15 protein-coding genes are annotated in these 16,452 nt (G+C 42.9%); 3 read left to right on the top strand and 12 right to left on the bottom strand.

Going from position 1 to position 16,452, the window contains the following annotated elements:
- Positions 1 to 258: 258 nt before the first annotated feature.
- Complete coding sequence (locus MST16_RS00605) at positions 259 to 1,425, top strand: GGDEF domain-containing protein (protein ID WP_257222616.1); 1,167 nt, start codon at positions 259 to 261, stop codon at positions 1,423 to 1,425.
- A 34-nt stretch (positions 1,426 to 1,459) separates the two neighbouring features.
- Here MST16_RS00605 and MST16_RS00600 read toward each other — a convergent pair whose 3' ends face one another.
- The 5 genes from MST16_RS00600 to MST16_RS00580 form a co-directional block, all read right to left on the bottom strand.
- Positions 1,460 to 2,128, bottom strand: a complete 669-nt coding sequence (locus MST16_RS00600; protein ID WP_180008655.1) for a glutathione S-transferase family protein — start codon at positions 2,126 to 2,128, stop codon at positions 1,460 to 1,462.
- A gap of 2 nt (positions 2,129 to 2,130) precedes the next feature.
- Positions 2,131 to 3,927, bottom strand: a complete 1,797-nt coding sequence (gene dsbD, locus MST16_RS00595) for a protein-disulfide reductase DsbD (protein ID WP_180008653.1) — start codon at positions 3,925 to 3,927, stop codon at positions 2,131 to 2,133.
- A gap of 54 nt (positions 3,928 to 3,981) precedes the next feature.
- A complete protein-coding gene (locus MST16_RS00590; protein WP_180008651.1) occupies positions 3,982 to 4,752 on the bottom strand; it encodes a transporter in 771 nt (256 codons plus the stop codon).
- A 14-nt stretch (positions 4,753 to 4,766) separates the two neighbouring features.
- The gene (locus MST16_RS00585; RefSeq protein ID WP_078190592.1) at positions 4,767 to 5,309 is read right to left on the bottom strand and encodes an ankyrin repeat domain-containing protein; all 543 of its coding nucleotides are present in this window, start codon (positions 5,307 to 5,309) and stop codon (positions 4,767 to 4,769) included.
- Positions 5,310 to 5,438: 129 nt separating this feature from the next.
- Entirely contained in the window at positions 5,439 to 5,804 is a 366-nt protein-coding gene (locus MST16_RS00580; RefSeq protein ID WP_078190593.1) for an HPF/RaiA family ribosome-associated protein, read from the bottom strand.
- A gap of 495 nt (positions 5,805 to 6,299) precedes the next feature.
- Between MST16_RS00580 and MST16_RS00575 the strand changes: the two genes are divergently transcribed.
- A complete protein-coding gene (locus MST16_RS00575; protein ID WP_168379688.1) occupies positions 6,300 to 7,061 on the top strand; it encodes an outer membrane protein OmpK in 762 nt (253 codons plus the stop codon).
- 100 nt (positions 7,062 to 7,161) lie between these two features.
- The gene (locus MST16_RS00570) at positions 7,162 to 7,662 is read left to right on the top strand and encodes a GNAT family N-acetyltransferase (protein WP_180008649.1); all 501 of its coding nucleotides are present in this window, start codon (positions 7,162 to 7,164) and stop codon (positions 7,660 to 7,662) included.
- 17 nt (positions 7,663 to 7,679) lie between these two features.
- On the opposite strand, the gene MST16_RS00565 is transcribed toward MST16_RS00570, so the two are convergent.
- From MST16_RS00565 to parE, 7 genes are all read right to left on the bottom strand, one after another.
- On the bottom strand, positions 7,680 to 8,162 hold the full coding sequence (locus tag MST16_RS00565; RefSeq protein WP_180008647.1) for a DUF1877 family protein: 483 nt from the start codon (positions 8,160 to 8,162) through the stop codon (positions 7,680 to 7,682).
- Between the two features lie 355 nt (positions 8,163 to 8,517).
- Positions 8,518 to 9,216: an urea ABC transporter ATP-binding subunit UrtE gene (urtE, locus tag MST16_RS00560; protein WP_180008645.1), complete on the bottom strand. Its 699-nt coding sequence runs from the start codon at positions 9,214 to 9,216 to the stop codon at positions 8,518 to 8,520.
- Between the two features lie 10 nt (positions 9,217 to 9,226).
- Complete coding sequence (urtD, locus tag MST16_RS00555) at positions 9,227 to 10,048, bottom strand: urea ABC transporter ATP-binding protein UrtD (RefSeq protein WP_180008643.1); 822 nt, start codon at positions 10,046 to 10,048, stop codon at positions 9,227 to 9,229.
- Entirely contained in the window at positions 10,045 to 11,118 is a 1,074-nt protein-coding gene (gene urtC / locus MST16_RS00550; protein WP_180008641.1) for an urea ABC transporter permease subunit UrtC, read from the bottom strand. The genes urtD and urtC overlap by 4 nt, the downstream gene beginning before the upstream one ends.
- 4 nt (positions 11,119 to 11,122) lie before the next feature.
- Positions 11,123 to 12,757 (bottom strand): urea ABC transporter permease subunit UrtB, encoded by a 1,635-nt coding sequence (gene urtB, locus MST16_RS00545; protein ID WP_180008639.1) that lies wholly within the window; start codon positions 12,755 to 12,757, stop codon positions 11,123 to 11,125.
- Positions 12,758 to 12,852: 95 nt separating this feature from the next.
- Positions 12,853 to 14,139 (bottom strand): urea ABC transporter substrate-binding protein, encoded by a 1,287-nt coding sequence (urtA, locus tag MST16_RS00540; RefSeq protein ID WP_180004371.1) that lies wholly within the window; start codon positions 14,137 to 14,139, stop codon positions 12,853 to 12,855.
- Positions 14,140 to 14,514: 375 nt separating this feature from the next.
- Complete coding sequence (gene parE / locus MST16_RS00535) at positions 14,515 to 16,395, bottom strand: DNA topoisomerase IV subunit B (protein WP_180008637.1); 1,881 nt, start codon at positions 16,393 to 16,395, stop codon at positions 14,515 to 14,517.
- Between the last annotated feature and the right edge of the window lie 57 nt (positions 16,396 to 16,452).

The raw sequence follows: 16,452 nt of genomic DNA, 5'->3' as shown, positions 1-16,452 counted from the left end.
ATTAACTTGAGCCTAGTGTAATCACTTTTCATAAATAGAATAATCCCGATCCTTATGACACTATGTTTTATTTTTAGAACAATCATTTTGAACTCGCAAAAAATTTAAAATTACTGAGCGGTTCTTGACCGTTATCAAGTGTTAATTTTCATGCTAATGTAAGCCTATAAAATGATATCTATATAAACTTTAAGAAAAAAACTGATAACTCGAACAGGGCAATGACACAGGATGACGGTGAAATCAAGCATACGTGACATGATCCTCCGCAATAGAATCGCCCAGTATTTACTGGAAGATGAAGTGGTGATGAATTGGAGTATCCTGAAAAAGTGTATGCTCATGCTGATGCTTGGCTCAGCCATTCATCTGCTTTGGATCATCTGGAAATTTTATGTTTATGTCACGCCAGAACTTTGGCAGTGGGTTAACCTTGAGCTCATCCACTCTCAATTGTGGACCAACATCGTCTTTTTTTGCTTAATGGTCCTGCTGATTTGGCCTTGCTATGCTGGAAAAGATAATCCCAAGATTCAGCTAATTTTACCTTATCTTTCGGTCGGCTTATTCGTCATTTCTTTATGTCGTGATGGTTATTTAATTGGCGTCATGAGTCCAGCCACTATGATCTCCTACGTGAGCCTTGTGACCGTTGGATTGGTACTATTTACACGAAAAATCGTCTATAGCATGCTGATTCCAGCCACGATTTTTTTATCCATTTGTATGTATTTAAGCATCCGCGGCATTATCCCCTATGCCCCGATTTTTCAACCTCATGCCTATGGCTATCAAAATAGTTTTTGGCTCTTCTCAATGATCTTTTTCATTGTTCCTATTTTATTAACCTGTTTGGCTTTATTTGAAATCTTACTCAGCCAATGGCGTCACCGAGAGCATCTGATTCAAAAACTTAGTCAAGTCGACCCACTGACCAATTTATTTAATCGACGCAGTATCAATCAATGTTTGGAACAGCTCGATAGTGCTAAAACAGATACATATGCACTGGTCTTATTGGACTTAGACCATTTCAAACGCATCAATGATGAATATGGACACGATAAAGGCGATGAAACCTTGATTCTCGTCAGCCAAGTATTAAACCAACATTTACGCGGTAGTGATGTGGTTGGGCGTTTTGGCGGGGAAGAGTTTATTTTGGTGTTAAAAAATTCTAACTTAGAACAAGCGATATTCATTGCAGAGCGCTGTCGAAAAGCCATTGAGCAGCTTGAAATTTGGGGACATGATGGTCAGTCAATTCATGTGACAGCCAGTTTTGGCATTGCGATTTCTACGCCAGAATTGGTACCGCAACAATTGCTGACCCATGCAGATCAGGCGCTATATGCAGCTAAAGCTGGTGGCCGCAACATGGTGATGGCCTACACCGAACAACAAAGCTTTAGCCATTTGGTTTAAAACTTTTCTACAGCTCAGATGCGTCGTTGAGCTTTTAACGTGGATACTGTTCCATTCGACGGACTGGCTGTTCCAGTTGAGCAGCCGCGATCCATGCCTCCACAGAAGGATGCTGCAAAATCTTTTGCATATAACGACGTGTGTTGTCACTCAAGGGTAACTGAAAGGTCTGTAAACGTGTTACCACGGGTGCAAAAAAAGCATCGGCAATAGTAAATTCACCGCATAGAAAGCCATCCACCGCAGGACGACTCGACCAAATCTGTTCGATTCGCGCTACTTCAGCACGCAATTCGGCATGTTCAGACCATAATATTTGACCATGGCGACCATAATCCGCCTGCAAATTCATACTGCATAAGCTACGCAATTGCATAAAACTACTGTGCATTTCCGCGCAAATACTCCGTGCCCATGCACGTTGTGTGGGATCTTTGGGCCACAGTGGAAGCTCTTGAAACTGCTCTGCCAAATATTCACAAATCGCCAATGAGTCCCAAATCATCACAGCGTCATGTTGCAGTAGGGGCACCTTGCCATTGGCATGTAGGGCTAACATTTGCTGCTTGAACGCTCCGCCATCTGCTTCTTCAGAAAAAGGGATCAAGATCTCTTGAAAGGGTAAATTAAACGCGTGTAACACCAACCACGGTCGCATAGACCACGTCGAATAGTTTTTATTGGCAATATATAATTGCATCATTTTTATTCTCCACGCGATTTAAATTTTTCCAATTGCGCGAGCAATTCTTTCTCACTAAAAGCGCCCGTCAAACGCAGTCCACGTATCTCTTGATGCGCTGTATCTAAAAATAAATAGGTCGGTGGCCCTAAAATATCCCATTGATTAAGCAGTACTTGATGGGTTGCATCATACTGACTCAAATCCAACTTAATTAAATAATACGGTGCCAAAGCCTGTTGCACTACTGTCGATTTTAAAACTTTATGTTCAATCGGCTGGCAGGCCACACACCAATCGGCATAGACATCAATAATTGCGGATTGACCTTGAGGAATTTCACTTAATAAACGTTGAAACTCTTCCGCTGTATGTGCCACATGCCAAGCACTTTGTTGTTGATTTTCTTCGACTAAAAAACGTTGGCTATGTTGATATTGACTGTACACAATATAAGGTACGGCGGCACAGAACACCAAGATATACAGCCATTTGAGCTGAGTACTGCGCCATAAAATGCGCCAAAGCACATAAGCGCTAAACACCAGACCCAGAGCAAGGGATAACCACTGTAACCAAGCTTCACTGATCAATGGTCGAATAAAATACAAAGCCAATGCCAACATAATGAAAGCAAAGAGCACCTTGATTTGATTCATCCACAAACCCGCTTTAGGCAATACCCGTGAGCCAAGGACACTGGCCAACAATAGCGGGGTCCCCATGCCAAAGCCGAGGGTGAATAACAATAACGCACCTTGCCACTGACTTTGGGTTTGGGAAATAAATAATAATGCGCCTGCCAACGGTGCTGTCATACAAGGACCGACCAGTAATGCTGAAATCATCCCCATGACCCCAGCGCCAACGAGACTACCGCCCTTTTGCATCGACTGAGCTTGGTCTAAGCGATTGACCCAACTGCGTGGCAATTTCAGTTCAAATAAACCAAATAAATTCAGGGCAAAAACCACAAAGAGTACGCTAAAGGCAATTAAGGTCGAGGGTTGTTGCAACCAACGCTGGAAATTCAAACCTGCAGACGACGCCACCAAGCCGAGAATGGCATACACCATCGCCATACTGGTGACAAAAGTCAGTGCAATCATCCATGCTTTTAAACCTCGGCTGTCGCGGACAATCAGTGAGGTTAAAATCGGCAGCATTGGCAATGAACAAGGGGTAAAGGCCAACAAAAAACCCAAGCCAAAAAACAGGAAAAGGCCATAAAATATTGAGCTTTGTGCTAATTTTTCAGACCACATTTGGTCACTTGCGGTATAGCGATCAGAAGCCAGTGCAGCATTATCTGCCCGCTGCTGATCTAAACGATTCGCCGTAGGCTGTTCGGCAGTATTTTCTGCTGCAAAATCGAGTAAGCGTTTATTTGGACTGGCAAGATTTTGCTGTGTGACCAAGCCAGAAGCATCCGTTTCAAAGCTGATGCTCTGTGGTGGATAACACACCCGATCCTTGGCACAGCCTTGCCAACTGACTTGATAGGTCTGCAGTTTTTGAGTCGGAATTTTAAAACTCAACTGTTGGTAATACACCTGCGTATGACCATAGTTATCATCTTTCAAATCCTCAGCAGCAGGCAAATCCAAAGCTAAAACTTGATTGCCCTGCTTCACCTCTATTTTGTGCTGATACAGATAATAATGCGCTGGAATATCCCAACTCAGCTCCGCCTGATCTGCACGATCGGAGACGACCGAGAAAGGAAAAGCATCTTCAGCTGAAAGTAATGCATCCTGAGCAGAGACGCCCATACTGAACGACAGCACAGCCGCTGCCGCAACATAAGTCCATTGTTTCATTCAGCTGAATTCATCCTCAGTCTGTATTTATACATTTTAAAATTTAGGGTTCTTTTAGAACAGGTAAGATACGCCTAAACCTGACTGATAATTTTTATGACCGCCCGTGAGTTCTAGACCGACGCTCGCATCCAACTGCATACGATCCGAAACGGCATACGTCAGACCTGAAGCCAAAGACACTTCCTGATCGGTACTCTCTGCTTTGCGATAAACCAGCTCAGAAAAACCCGATAAATTACCCGCAATGTGATATTCCATTCCCGGAATAGCACTCACAGCCCAATCACCATCTTGAACTTCATAACGCATGGTCATTGAAGTCCCAATTGTATCGCTATAATCATAAGCCACGGCTGAAGTCAGACTATAAATGTCATCTTCAGCACTAAAGCCTTGATTGCCTGTTGCAATAATGGCTTCTGCAAGAATGGCCATCGATAATTTCTCATCATTCAAATCAATGGCTTTTTTCAGGCCAATGCTGACATCACCCAAACCATCTTCTTCAACTGAGCGACCCGCAACTTTGGTTTTAGACCATGCAGGACCTTGCCAACCCAATTGCAATTCCAAATCTTTTGCCAAACCAGTACGGAATAACATGTCTGCATTTAAAGTGGTGTTTTTTACTTTTTCACCATTGTCATCACGACTTTCACTATAGCTCGCTGCTGGCAAACTTTGTTCCCATGCCAAACGACCTACAGGGGTAATGCCTGTGCCCATACCCGCGCCTGGACGGTCAAATGAAAAATCCGCCGCAAATGCAGACAGGCTCAAACTGGATAATGTTGCAATGCTTAAAACTTTAAATACAGTCATGTTTTTACTCACAATTATGCTAATTCTTTGGTCATTTTTGCGCCATGGCTACGCAAAAGCTCCAAGGTTTGTTTTTCTTCTTCCAATGCTTCTGACCAATTTACCGCATCAAAATCACAGTCAAAAAATAATTCACTAATCGACGATAAAATGGTTAAACCATCGCTATCAATCATATTTGGATTCACTTTTTCATCCAATAAACGCTGTACCGCAGGGACACATGCTGCACTCGCAGCATCCCATAATGGACCATAAATTTCTTCAGCATCCCATAAATGCACATTGGCTTTGGCTTGAATCAGCGCTTCCAAGATTTGCATATGTACATCTAAATGTTGTGTTTTCTGTTCTGCTGTTAAAGGTTGGCCTGCTTCATACGCTTCGCAAACCATTTCCCACCATTTAAACAAACCATCAGACCATACAGAAACCGCAGGTCCTTTCTCAAAGTCGATAAAATTTGGATTAAGACCATCTGCCAACAGGCGTTGCACCTGTGCAAGATCTTGTTCTTCTAACGCTTGCACAAAAAGCTGTTGTTGCGCTGTTAACATCTGGAAAGCTCACTTCAATTTATTTTGATCTATTATGCCGAATAAAGCTGCGTTTGTTTGAATTTCATGTAAAACAAAATACAAAACACACAAAAAAAGCCCCGCAGGGCTTTTTTTAAATTTTGAGACTTATTCGTCGTCTACGCTGTCATCCGCTTCAGCAAAAGCAGGTTGTGTACTGCGTGGGTTCTCTTTCTTTTCGAACACATGTTCAAGACTACGTTTAAGTCGATCAATTGCACCGTGAATAGCTGTATCTACATTATGACCACGATGGTTGACCACGACAGGCTTCAAACCAGCAGGACGCGCTTCAATCATACATTTAATGTCGTCGCTACCGCCCTTGTCCCCATTTTCATCACTTAAATGCACCGAAAAGTGGGTAATGCGTTCACTATGGCGCTGAAATTCTTCATTAAGTTCTGCACGAACGTATGTAATTAGTCGATCACTGTTTATAATGTTTTTATCTGTACGGATTTCAATGTTCATAATATCATCCTCATATCTATCTGTATTAGCTATAAAAATTTGTGCAAAACTTATTATCTTGGCACGTTACATTTGCTGTAAATGTTACAGCAATGACCATCTTCAACTTTGTATGGAACGTCGTCCTCCACATTGAATGATGAACACTTTAGAGTCTGCAGATCCGTGTCCTTATACTTCGAATATCGGTCTTAAGTTAGAATTTTGCAAGTGCTATTTTGATATTTTTTTAATATCCATAAAAAAAGTAAGACTTTATTGTAGATTTGCATTGTTTTAATTGATTTGGGTCATATTTTTGTGCATTTCCTCGACGCCCACCTTCTATTTGCACAATTCCATTCAAACTCAAAATCTCGCTTTTACCGTCATCGATCATTCACAGCGTATTTCCCCTTCAAATTACAAAACAATTTTGCCGTTGAGTAAAATTTGGCTTTATTTTTGCTTAATAATCTGTATGCTTTCAGTGCTTCTCGGGGGAGATATTTTTTAATGAAACTTACACAAATCGTTGCATCATGTGCATTAGCATCTGCTGCTGCTTTCACTCAAGCTTCACCTATCGTATGGCAAGATTTCAGCTTAACTGGCCTATATGGTGAAAATTATGTTGTGCCTTTTGATGGTGACAACAATGAACAGAAAACGATCACAGCTGAATATGCCGCTAAACTGAAATATTCAGATGTATTCTTCTTCGTTGACCAAGCTTGGGACAAAGATGATGAAGCATCGACTTACCTTGAGCTTGCACCGCGCCTTAGCTTAGGCGAAGTTTCTGGTAAAGACCTTTCTATGGGGCCGATCAAAGACGTTCTGATTGCAACGACTTGGGAACATAATGCCGGCTACGACAAAAATTCTGAGTTTAATAACTTCTTGTATGGTATTGGCTTTGCTTTAGACATTCCATATACACAGTATGCAAACATCAACTTCTATAAAGCCGATAATGATTCTAAATCAGCCGGTACTAAAGATGATTATCAAATGACGATCACTTATGCTGTGCCATTTAAAATTGGCTCTGAAGATTTTCTAGTAGATGCTTTCCTTGACTGGTCAACAGCTGAAAAAGGGGCGCAAGCTAGTGAATTAAACTGGACAAGCCAATATAAATGGAATATAGGTAAGCATATCTCTCCTAAGACTAAGCTCTACGTAGGTGTTGAACACTCGGTTTGGAACAACAAATATGGCCTGAAAGGTCAGGACCAAAACGATGTCAGCGCGTTGGTGAAATACCATTTCTAAGTTCAACTCAGAACGCGATGAAGAAAAAGCAAGGTTCATCACCTTGCTTTTTTTATGCCTAAGTTTTTAAATTGACTTTATTTTTATCAGAAATTTGCGCATGTCTTTTCTCATTCGACCTGCAATTCCACAAGACTTAGCGGCCATTCTCGCAATCTATAATCATGAAGTTCTCAACGGCTTTGCGACATGGAATGATCAAGCTTACACTCTTGACTCTTTTCAACAGAAATTGCTGGATTTCCAAAAGCAAAATTTTCCTTTTGTGGTGATTGAAGATCAGGATCAACAGCAAATCGCCGGTTATGCTGACTATGGTTCTTTCCGCCATTTTGCTGGCTATCGACATACTGTTGAGCATTCTGTCTATATTGACCCAAACTATGCTCGACTGGGTCTCGGTCAGCAATTATTAGAGCACCTAATTCAGCATGCTAAAAGCCAAAATATGCATGTCATGATCGCTGGCATAGATTACGGCAATAGCGCCTCGATTGCCCTGCACAAAAAATTAGGCTTTAAGCAAACAGGTTATATGCCTGAAGTGGGACAAAAGTTTGGTGAATGGCGTGATCTGGTCCTGATGCAACTTCAGTTATAGCCCGTGTTGAGCTGTGTTTATGGTAATTTATCCAAACGAATACCATCTTGTATCACACTCAGCACCGATAGGTTATTATGCACCGCATCACGATAAAGATCTTGTAACTGTAAAAAAAGCAGTTTTAATTCGGCCAATTTAAGCTCTTGCTCAGGTGCGGTTTCTACAATCGTGACCAAATAACGTTTTTTGATTTCATCCACGCTTAACTGTTGTAATGCCTGATGGATTTCTGCAACGCGAACTACAGTATTGTAATGCACTGCAAGGCTCAGTCCCGGTCGTCGCTCTGACAATGGATGTTCTGCCTGAATGGCATAATTCAGTGCCGCAGCTGAATCCCTTTTCACGCTTAATAATGGATTCAACTCTTGCCATGCCTCCCCTAAAAATAAGGAATGTTGTACAAAGGGTGAATCCAAGACATCTTGAGGGGTTTCTGCTTCTAAAATCAGTGTTTCCAAATCATTCGGTGGGATCAAATATAATATCGCGTCCATATTCTTATCTTCTTGTTATGTCGTACATTTAGATTAATGTAATCCACACAAAAATAAAGCAGATATTTTGTATATTCGGCCGCATTTGATCGAATACTGATGGATGCCCATTCGCCTTTTACCCAAGTTTCAGTACTACGCTTAGCATCACTTAAGCACGACATGCTGAAACTTCAAATGACGATACTGAGAACAACGCAAGCTTATGGCTTAAAACAAAAAAAAATTTTATGCCACTCGTTTTTTTGATTCAACTGCCATGACCAGCAACGATTTTTTGATCGTAGTAAATTGAATGAAAAGAGTAACGAGCTTGATTCATACAAGCCCGCCACACATCGTAGTCAACTAAATGTTAAATCGCCACCAATTCCCGAATGCCTTTTTCAGGCATTTCACTACCGACACCTTGTGCAATCACTTGCCCCCGCGACATCACGGTATATTCATCTGCCAGTTCTTCTGCAAAATCATAAAACTGTTCAACCAAAACAATCGCCATTTCTCCGCTATCGGCTAACTGACGAATCACACGGCCAATGTCTTTAATAATCGAGGGCTGAATACCTTCGGTCGGCTCATCTAAAATCAATACCCTCGGTTCGGAAGCAAGCGCACGGGCAATCGCCAATTGTTGCTGCTGACCACCAGATAAATCTCCACCTCGTCGATGTTTCATTTCATCCAATACGGGGAAAATCTCATAGAGATGTTCTGGCACTTTTCGGGTTTTAGCGCCTTTAAATTTTGCCATCCCAATCAAAATATTTTCTTCAACGGTCAAGGTTGAAAAAATGTCCCGTCCTTGCGGTACATAAGCCAATCCTTCGCGTACACGTTGCTCTGGACTCAGTTTAGAAATGTCTTTGCCATCCAGTAAGATCTGCCCAGACTTGATCGGTAAAATGCCCATTAAACATTTTAAGAGGGTGGTTTTACCCACACCATTTCGCCCGAGCACCACCGAACATGCGCCCACAGGAGCGGCAAATGTCACATCTCTTAAAATATGACTGCCACCATAGAACTGATTGACGTCTTTGACTTCTAACATGGTCTGCTCCTTAACGTCCGAGATATTTTTCAATGACATCTTCATTGGCTTGAACTTCGGCCAATGTACCCTCGGCCAAAATCGCACCTTGCGCCAATACGGTGACTTTTTCACTGATGGTGTCAATAAAGCTCATGTCATGTTCAACCACAACAAGGGTATGGTTCTTTTTCAACTCTAAACACAGGTCTGCGGTACGCTCTGTTTCAGCATCGGTCATCCCTGCTACAGGTTCATCTAGCAGAATCAACTTTGGACGCTGCATCAGTAGCATGCCTATTTCTAACCACTGCTTTTGACCATGTGACAACAGCCCTGCCGGTTTATGGATCAATTCTTCTAAGCGGATTTGTGCTAAAGAGTCGTCCAAGGCGTTTTGCGCATCTGGATGGAGTTTGCTGAAGAAACTCTTTTTCACCCGTTTATCTTTCGGTGCTGCCAATAACAGGTTTTCCATCACAGTAAAATTTTCAAATACAGTAGGCTTTTGAAACTTACGACCGATCCCGGCTTCTGCAATTTGCTCTGTACTCATTTTTGCCAAATCATAGGTTTGCCCAAAAAAAGCCGAACCTTCTGTTGGGCGAGTTTTACCGGTAATCACATCCATCAGCGTGGTTTTGCCTGCACCATTGGGACCAATGATGCAGCGCAGCTCACCTTCTTTGATATATAACGACAAATCATTTAATGCACGGAAAGAATCAAACCAGACACTGACTTTTTCTAAATACAAGGCAATCCCGTGACTGAAATCCGCACCCTGCTCCTTTGGTCGTCCATAACCTTCAGCAGCATGACCGCCATGCGGTTGAACCCATTGATCATTCATTCGCTGCGCTCCTTTTTAAACCGCTCTAATAACCCAATCACACCTTTTGGCAGAAATATCGTTACCACAATAAACAGCGCACCTAAAATCAATAGCCATGCCTCTGGATAAGCCACCGTGAAATAGGTCTTCACCCCGTTGATTAAACCTGCACCCAATATCGGGCCAATCAGCGTACCGCGCCCCCCTGCAGCCACCCACACCGCCATTTCAATCGAATTGACAGGGTTCATCTCACTCGGATTAATAATGCCGACTTGAGGGACATACAAAGCACCTGCAATCCCTGCGATCACGGCAGACAACACCCATGCAGAGAGCTTGTACCATAAGGTGCGGTAACCTAAATATTGCAAACGGTTTTCACTGTCACGAATTGCACCAAGTACACGACCATAAGGTTTATTCATCAGGTGGCGTAAGCCGACAAAACAGACCAGCAAAGTCAGTGCCGTGAGGAAACACAAGGTTGCACGCATTGGTGCAGAGGTAATATCCATGCCTAAAATCGTCTTAAACCCAGTAAAACCGTTGTTACCGCCAAAACCTGTTTCATTGCGGAAAAACAGTAGCGCAGCGGCAAAAGTCATGGCTTGGGTAATAATTGAAAAATACACGCCTTTAATTTTGGAGCGAAAGGCAAAGAAGCCAAAAATGAAGGCAATCAGTCCCGGGACCAAAACCACCAAAGCCAATGCCCACATGATATGTTCAGTGCCCATCCAGTACCACGGTAGCTCAGTCCAACTCAAAAAGCGCATAAAATCGGGTAAGCCATCGCCTGCCGCTTCACGCATGAGATACATACCGAAGGCATAGCCGCCCAAGGCAAAGTACAGACCATGCCCCAAACTTAAAATGCCGGCATAGCCCCAAACCAAATCTAAGGCCAATGCCACCAAGGCGAGACACATAATCTTGCCAATGAGCGTGACCCAATACGCAGATAAATGCAGTGCTGAATCGGCGGGTAAAACATGTAGCCAAGGTAAAATCAGTAAAATGGCAAAGCACACGGCAATCGCCATACCGCTATAGGGTTTATCCGATAATAACGAAGTGATTTTCATGCGCTTACTCCACAAAACGGCCTTTGATGGCAAACAAACCTTGTGGACGTTTTTGAATAAACAAAATCACAAGAACCAGTAGAATAATTTTCGCTAAGACCGCACCCATGCCGATTTCCAGCACTGTGCCACTGACACCTAGACCTAAGGCCGCCAGTACTGCGCCCCATACTTGGCCAACACCGCCAACCACAACCACCAAGAACGCATCGATAATATAGTTTTGTCCTAAATCAGGACCGACATTGCCGACTTGTGCTAAGGCACAGCCTGCTAGACCTGCAAGCCCCGAACCTAGGCCAAAAGCCATCATGTCAATGCGGCTAGAACGGATACCTACGGCCTGTGCCATTTGACGGTTTTGCGTCACGGCACGAACAAATAAACCAAAACGGGTTTTATTTAGTAAATAAACCAGCAACAACAGTACCGCAACGGTAAAGCCAATAATGGCAATGCGGTTATAAGGCAGCATCAGGCTCGGTGTCACAGCGATCCCTCCTGACAGCCATGAAATATTCGACACCTCAACGTTCTGCGCACCAAAAACCATGCGCACCAATTGCATCAAAATTAAGCTCACACCAAAGGTGGCTAATAGTGTTTCCAATTGACGGCCATACAAGGGACGAATAACGGCACGTTCAATCAACATGCCAATCAAAGCGCTAACAAAAAACGCAGCAGGAATCGCGGCAATCAAGTACCAATCGACATAGCTACTGAGATAACTCTTAAACAGGCTTTGCACCACATAAGTGGTGTAGGCCCCGATCATGATCAGTTCACCATGCGCCATATTAATCACGCCTAGCAGGCCATACGTAATGGCTAGTCCCAACGCTGCAAGCAGTAAAATACTGGCCGTGCTGAGACCTGAAAAGACATGTCCAGTCCATTCACTGGCTTGAATCCGAGTTTTAATATTGCTCTTGGCTTCTGTCAGTGCGGCTTTTAACTCGGGATGCAGATTGGCTTGTTGTAATTCCTGCTCCACCATTGCCAACACATCGGGACGGTTAGAATCTTGCAGCACTTTGGCCGCCTGTATTTTTTGTAATACATCAGGGTTTTGATAATCCAAGCGTGCTTTGAGCTGCGCTAAACGGGCTTTAACTTTGTTATTTTTTTCATTTAAATACAATTGATTAATATTTTTAACATCCAACTCAGCCAAGTTATTTTCTAAAATATCGATCGCATCTAAACGCTGGTTTAAATCATCCGATTGCAGCTTTTCTTTCGCTTGCGCAAACGTTAAGGCTTTACGAAGGGTATTCACCAAGGTGATTTGAGATAAATCGGCAGGCCAATCCGTCACGATTTGCAAATCTGGATAGCTCAATAATTTTTCTTCAGTTTCTAAAATATAGGTTTGACCGCTTTGACCACTATATAACTGGTTTTTTTCGACCAATGCGGCCAACTGATCTAAGGATTCAATATCGCCCGGCCATTGATTTAGTAAACTACGTCGCTCGGTAAAACTCCCGCGAACAAATTGCTGAATGGCGTCACCTTGCTGCACAGATTGCACCGTAGACACCACATCCGCTGCAGTTTCTGCATGCACAATTTGCAGACAGAATAATTGGCTCAGGAATAGAAAAAGGATCGGGAAATTGCGTAATTTTTTCATCTTATAAGCATCCCTATTGAGTAATAGAACAACCCCATCTAGGGATCACATCAAAACATGCCCACTACACAATGGCAGTAGGCATTTGGATTGAATTATTTCGGGATGTACGGGCTCCATGGCTCTGCAGCAATGGTTTTTGCGGTTTTGTGCACCACATCAAACTGACCATCGGCACGGATCTGACCAATCATGACTGGTTTATGCAAATGATGGTTCGACGCATCCATTTGCAAGGTATAGCCCGATGGCGCTTTAAATTCTTGGCCGGCCATAGCTTCACGCACTTTATCGACATCTGTGCTTCCTGCTTTTTCTACCGCTTGTTTCCACATATTGATACCGACATAGGTAGCTTCCATCGGGTCATTGGTCACAAATTTATCGGCATTTGGCAATTTGTATTCCACGGCATACTGCTTCATTTTATTGGTGAATTCAGTATTCACTGGATTTTTCACTGACATGAAGTAGTTCCACGATGCCAAATGTCCGACCAGCGGCTTGGTGTCGATACCGCGTAACTCCTCTTCACCTACAGAGAACGCCATCACTGGAATATCCGCAGCTTTGATGCCTTGGTTGCCCAATTCACGATAGAACGGCACATTTGAATCGCCGTTAATGGTCGAGATCACAGCCGTCTTTTTCCCTGCCGCAAACTTCTTCACATTGCCCACAATGGTTTGATAGTTGCTATGACCAAATGGGGTATATTCTTCCATGATGTCTGCATCGGCAATGCCTTTTGACTTCAAAAATGCACGTAAGATTTTGTTGGTGGTACGTGGGTAAACATAGTCTGTGCCCAATAGTACAAAGCGTTCTGCCTTACCACCCTCTTCACTCATCAGATATTCAACAGCAGGAATCGCTTGCTGATTCGGTGCTGCACCTGTGTAGAAAATATTTTTAGACTGTTCCTGACCTTCATACTGAACAGGGTAGAACAATAAGCCATTTAATTCTTCAACCACGGGTAAAACCGACTTACGAGATACCGACGTCCAGCAACCAAAAATCACGGCTACTTTGTCTTGGGTAATCAACTGACGGGTTTTTTCCGCAAATAGTGGCCAGTCCGATGCCGGATCCACCACCACAGGTTCTAGTTTTTTGCCCAATACCCCGCCATTGGCATTAATTTCATTAATCGCCATCAAGGCCGTATCTTTTAGAGAAGTTTCTGAGATCGCCATCGTGCCTGACAGCGAATGTAAGATCCCGACTTTAATAGTATCGCCACTTGCTGCAGCGGCTTTTGGTTCTGATGTAGCGCTTTCTGTTTTTTCTTCTGCAGGTTTTGAACAGCCCGTTAAAGCAATCGCCCCAGTCATCGTTGCCGCTAAAATACTTTTAGCAAATACATTGCGTTGAAACATTATTCACACTCCCAACCTAAGCTTGTAATTCACATTTTTAAAATGCATTTGTTGTCTTTCATCACAACAGAGCAATTCAATAACTGTGCCAAGCCTTATTTTTTATTTTGATTGAGTGCTTTTATTTATTTTTAAATGTTATTTTTCACATAGTTACAATCATAAAATTTGCTTTTAATTTTTTATGGGTCGATTCAAAAATCGTAAAATCACCGCAAAGATGCATACAAACTTGTATCCAACATTTGACCTATAATTGAACAATTTTGCGACGTTTTTCAAAAAACACGGTGTTTTGGCACACAAATCATGCAGCTTTTCCTAAATTTGAAGCAAAAAAAAAACCACTTGCGTGGTTTTTTCCTTGTTGCAATTTTAAACCGCTAAATCGGCCAAATTACCCTTCTGTTCCAACCAATATTTACGGTCTGAAGAGCGCTTCTTCGCCAATAATTTGTCGAGTAAACCTGAAGTAAACTGTACGTCATCCAAGTCCAGTTGCACTAAACGACGTGTATCGGGATCCATAGTCGTTTCACGCAGCTGACTCGCGTTCATCTCGCCCAATCCTTTAAATCGTGTGATTTGAGGATTTTTGGTTTTACATTTCTTTAAGATGCTTTCTAGTTCATCTTCATCCAAGGCATAGTGCACATCTTTATTGTCATCTATACGGAACAGCGGTGGCATCGCCACAAACAGATGTCCTTCCTCAACCAAAGTATGGAAATGTTTGACGAACAATGCACAGAGTAACGTTGCAATGTGCAAACCATCTGAGTCGGCATCGGCCAAGATACAAATCTTGCCATAACGTAGTTCTGACAAGTCATCACTGCCCGGATCAACACCAATCGCAATCGCAATATCATGTACTTCTTGCGATGCTAAGACTTCATCAGAAGACACTTCCCAAGTATTTAAGATCTTACCACGGATCGGCATGATCGCTTGGAAGTTCTTATCACGTGCTTGCTTGGCAGAACCACCTGCAGAATCCCCTTCCACAATAAACAGTTCTGATTCTTCGAGGGTATGACCCACACAGTCAGCCAATTTACCTGGTAAGGCTGGACCTGAAACGATCTTTTTACGTTCAACTTTTTTCGCAGCTTTTAAACGGCGACCAGCCTTAGCAATCACCATTTCAGCCAGTTGCATAGCAATATCGGAGTTTTGATTCAGCCACAGTGCAAAAGCATCTTTGGCAATATTTAACACCACACCAGAGGCTTCACGGCTTGAAAGTCGTTCTTTGGTCTGACCTGAGAATTGTGGCTCTTGGAATTTCAAAGACAGAATAAAGTTGACGCCATCCCAGACATCTTCGGCAGATAGCTTCATATTCCGTGGCAATAAATTCCGTAATTCACAGAATTCACGAATCGCATCTGTCACACCCGAACGTAAACCATTGACATGGGTACCGCCTTGCGCAGTCGGGATGAGGTTGACATACGACTCTTGAATGGACTCACCACCTTCCACATTCCAACAAATCGCAAACTCAGCGCTGGCACGCTCTGCCTCACCGGTCGCCACAAATGCAGGGGCAGGAACGATGTCACGGTCTTGCAGTTCATCCATCAAATAGTCAACCAGACCATTTTCAAACTGCCATTCAATTTTTTCGTTATTGATTTGATCGACATAAATGATTTGTAGACCGGCTGCCAATACTGCTTTAGCTTTTAAATTATGTTTAAGCGCTTTTAAGGCAAATTTAGGTGAGTCAAAATATTTCGCTTCAGGCCAAAAATGCACGGTCGTTCCTGTCGCACGTTTGGCACATTTACCTTCTAAAACTTCCAGTGGCGCAACTGGCTCACCGTGTTCAAAGGCCATTTTATACAGGTTGCCATGACGTTGAACTTCCACCTCAACACGGTTGGACAATGCGTTGACGACAGAAATCCCCACACCATGCAGACCACCTGAAAATTGATAATTGTCTGTGCTGAATTTACCGCCGGCATGTAGTTTGGTCAGAATGATTTCAATCCCGCTTTGACCATACTCAGGATGGATGTCAACTGGCATCCCACGACCATTATCTTCAACTGACAATGAGCCATCTTTATACACTGTCACGGTAATTTTATTGGCATGTCCTGCAAGCGCTTCATCGACGGCGTTATCTATCACTTCCTGCGCCAAATGGTTTGGTCGTGTAGTGTCTGTATACATCCCCGGACGACGACGTACCGGATCTAGGCCAGATAAAACTTCAAGTGATTGAGCCGTATATTGCGTCACGTTGCAAAATTCCCTGCTTTTTTGGTTAAAACATTTCTTCAAGCGCTACAGTATATG

Source organism: Acinetobacter sp. YH16040_T (genome assembly GCF_024605785.1).
Taxonomy (GTDB): Bacteria; Pseudomonadota; Gammaproteobacteria; order Pseudomonadales; family Moraxellaceae; genus Acinetobacter; species Acinetobacter amyesii.
Note: the sequence above shows the minus strand (reverse complement) of the source record. Positions and strands in the feature narration are given on the sequence as shown.

Bases quoted from the DNA above. Each gene is read 5' to 3' on its own strand.
- MST16_RS00605 (WP_257222616.1), top strand. From the start codon at position 259: ATGATCCTCCGCAATAGAATCGCCCAGTATTTACTGGAAGATGAAGTG.
- MST16_RS00600 (WP_180008655.1), bottom strand. From the start codon at position 2,128: ATGATGCAATTATATATTGCCAATAAAAACTATTCGACGTGGTCTATG.
- dsbD (WP_180008653.1), bottom strand. From the start codon at position 3,927: ATGAAACAATGGACTTATGTTGCGGCAGCGGCTGTGCTGTCGTTCAGT.
- MST16_RS00590 (WP_180008651.1), bottom strand. From the start codon at position 4,752: ATGACTGTATTTAAAGTTTTAAGCATTGCAACATTATCCAGTTTGAGC.
- MST16_RS00585 (WP_078190592.1), bottom strand. From the start codon at position 5,309: ATGTTAACAGCGCAACAACAGCTTTTTGTGCAAGCGTTAGAAGAACAA.
- MST16_RS00580 (WP_078190593.1), bottom strand. From the start codon at position 5,804: ATGAACATTGAAATCCGTACAGATAAAAACATTATAAACAGTGATCGA.
- MST16_RS00575 (WP_168379688.1), top strand. From the start codon at position 6,300: ATGAAACTTACACAAATCGTTGCATCATGTGCATTAGCATCTGCTGCT.
- MST16_RS00570 (WP_180008649.1), top strand. From the start codon at position 7,162: ATGTCTTTTCTCATTCGACCTGCAATTCCACAAGACTTAGCGGCCATT.
- MST16_RS00565 (WP_180008647.1), bottom strand. From the start codon at position 8,162: ATGGACGCGATATTATATTTGATCCCACCGAATGATTTGGAAACACTG.
- urtE (WP_180008645.1), bottom strand. From the start codon at position 9,216: ATGTTAGAAGTCAAAGACGTCAATCAGTTCTATGGTGGCAGTCATATT.
- urtD (WP_180008643.1), bottom strand. From the start codon at position 10,048: ATGAATGATCAATGGGTTCAACCGCATGGCGGTCATGCTGCTGAAGGT.
- urtC (WP_180008641.1), bottom strand. From the start codon at position 11,118: ATGAAAATCACTTCGTTATTATCGGATAAACCCTATAGCGGTATGGCG.
- urtB (WP_180008639.1), bottom strand. From the start codon at position 12,757: ATGAAAAAATTACGCAATTTCCCGATCCTTTTTCTATTCCTGAGCCAA.
- urtA (WP_180004371.1), bottom strand. From the start codon at position 14,139: ATGTTTCAACGCAATGTATTTGCTAAAAGTATTTTAGCGGCAACGATG.